Raw genomic sequence first — 2,567 nt, 5'->3', positions numbered from 1 at the left:
TCTAGGGTATTTACTTCTTGCCACCACAATGTAACTATTACTATGCCTTATTTGCAAGTACTTTTTTGTTAGTGATAGGTTCCCGACTCATCGCTTGTTCTATTACTCTATGAAATAGCAACCCCCGACTATTAGATTTTCGCCTATTATAACGAAAACTAAACTCATCCAGATATTTTTGTAAGCGATCAGCACTCGCATAATTTTGATGAGTTCCAAGCAACCATCTTTTGAGTAATGCTGCAACACGATGAACATTTGGAAGCATTTCATCCTCAGTCATAGCAATAACTTGCTTCTGAACAATATGGGTGTACCCCTTTTTTCCAACGCTTGCATAGCAACGATACCCATCAGTAACAACAATGGAGTTCTTTTCGACATTGGTTCGTATGAACTTAAGAAGATTTTTCCCGTTGACTTCTTTAATCAGTTTCAACCTAACCCGCCCAGTTCCTTTCGGCAATACTTCGACAGCAATTAATACGCAAGATTTATCCTCAGCACCACGACCTCGCTTCCCTTCTCTTATGCCGCCAACAAAAGTTTCATCAATTTCTACTTTCCCTGTTAGTTTATCCCGTCCAGGAAGTACCATTAATGTCCGTAGCTTGTGCAGCCATATCCATGCTGTTTTATAGCTTCCTATTCCTAATACCTTTTGTAACCCGACTGCACTAACACCACTTTTCTGTGCTATCATCCACCATATAGCCCGAAACCAGTGTGTAAGTGGCTTATTTGACTGATCAAAGAGAGTTCCTGATGTTATAGATGCCATACTGTTGCAACTTTTACACTTCAACCGCCTCCTTGATGCTATCCAATACTCTTGCCCGCCGCAATGACATGTATAACCATTTGGCCAACGTACATCTATTAGGTACTGTACGCATTTTTCTTCACTTGAAAAAGTTTTCTCAAACTCCATTTGTGTCCTTGGATAGTCCATGACCACAAAGATACAACTTAGTGGCAAGAAGTAAATACCCTAGTTTGTTTTTATATAACACAAACCTAAATACCATATAATATTCTCATGAAAAGCGGTTTGATAGTCATCTGCAACCGAATTGAAATGTTTAATTGCTTCATCATATTTTTTCAATTCCATATACGATAAGCCTGTGAAATATTCTTTTGCGATTGTATGGGTTTGCGATGTATCAGGTATTCGATTTAATAAATCAATAGCTTCAATATATTGTTTATTGTCGTATGCTTTTAATGCCTGTGTATAAGTATCGGTAGTTGTTTTTTCAATACCTCTTGTCTGGATTCCTGCAACATAATGTGTATAATATTTTTCATATAACTCATCATTAGTATAAGATTTATCAAATATAAAAATGGAAGAAACAATTAATATGGCAATAACAGCACAGGCTGAAAAAAGTAAAACTGGTTTCTTTATTATGGCACGTTGTTTATTTTTTTTAAAATCTTTCTGAATTTTATCTAATTTTTCACGTAAGTCAATAATCTCCCAGTCTGATAAAGCATTTCTTATCTCTTTTTGAAGGAAATAGTCCTGTGCAAATTCTTTGTCATTTTGGAGTTGGGATTCAAAATTCTTCAAATTCTCACCCTGTAATTCACCGTCAAGATACTGTTCAATTAATATAGTTCTTTCTTCTTTATTCATTTATCAGACTTTTAAAAGTGGGATGTTTTTCTATTAGTTCTTTTAAATATATCAGACACTTGTATTTTTTATTCATTGCTATCTGAGCGTTTTTATAGTCCATAAGAAAGGCTATTTCAGCCATTTGCTTTCTTTGAAAATAATACATTTTTAATATTCTCCTACAGTTTTCACCGAGTTTTGAGAATTCCTTTCCAATAATTTTTCGCAGTTGTTCATTTTTATATTCATAGAAAAGAACCATCTCTGTATCGTCAATTTCTTCGGGTATTACACCTGTAGAACTTTTTCTGTTTTTCAATTTCACTTCTGAAACCCATGTATTCAAACAAATACTTTTGAAGTAAGCGTCAAAAGATTTTCTTAAAACAAACTCCTTTTCATGAATTTTCTGATAAAATTTCACAAATGAATCCTGAAAAATACCTTCTGCTTCCTTTCGACTTCCCTTATTTGTCATAATAAAATCAATTATTTCCTCTTGATATTCTGAATACAAATAATATAAAATCATATTATTCCTGTCTTTGATTCCTTGTATTATTTGTTCGTCAGAATAAGAGGCTTCCATTTGTATGACTAAATTTTTAATAAAGATAACCACCTTTTTTTGAATTATTTTTTACTATTTTTTTCAACTATCACGTTTTCAGAACATTTATTTCTTTTAGAATCGTTTTATTTGTTCATTTGTTAAGCTGGAACTGAAATATAAAACCGACTTCCTGAACCCTGATTACTTTCAACCCAAATCTTTCCGTTATTCAGTTCAATAAATTCTTTGCACAATTTTAGTCCAAGCCCTGTTCCTTCTTCATTTGCTGTTCCTTTTGTTTGTACAAACTGATTTTTATCAAAAAGATACTTTATCTGTTCAGGGGGGATTCCGGTTCCATTATCGGAAACACAAATAATAATTTTA

At 33.2% G+C, this 2,567-nt stretch carries 4 protein-coding genes; all 4 read right to left on the bottom strand.

Translation table 11 applies throughout. From position 1 onward, the window contains the following. Positions 1–40: 40 nt before the first annotated feature. Positions 41–931, bottom strand: a complete 891-nt coding sequence (locus HY951_15060; protein MBI5541383.1) for an IS1595 family transposase — start codon at positions 929–931, stop codon at positions 41–43. A gap of 60 nt (positions 932–991) precedes the next feature. After that, complete coding sequence (locus tag HY951_15055) at positions 992–1,645, bottom strand: hypothetical protein (protein ID MBI5541382.1); 654 nt, start codon at positions 1,643–1,645, stop codon at positions 992–994. After that, positions 1,638–2,216 (bottom strand): sigma-70 family RNA polymerase sigma factor, encoded by a 579-nt coding sequence (locus HY951_15050; GenBank protein ID MBI5541381.1) that lies wholly within the window; start codon positions 2,214–2,216, stop codon positions 1,638–1,640. Before HY951_15050 ends, HY951_15055 begins: the two co-directional genes overlap by 8 nt. A 122-nt stretch (positions 2,217–2,338) precedes the next feature. Further along, on the bottom strand, positions 2,339–2,567 hold a 229-nt coding region (locus HY951_15045), incomplete at its 5' end, for a HAMP domain-containing histidine kinase (protein MBI5541380.1).

The organism is Bacteroidia bacterium, from assembly GCA_016218155.1.
Lineage (GTDB): Bacteria > Bacteroidota > Bacteroidia > Bacteroidales > GWA2-32-17 > GWA2-32-17.
This window is presented reverse-complemented; position numbering and strand designations above follow the sequence as displayed.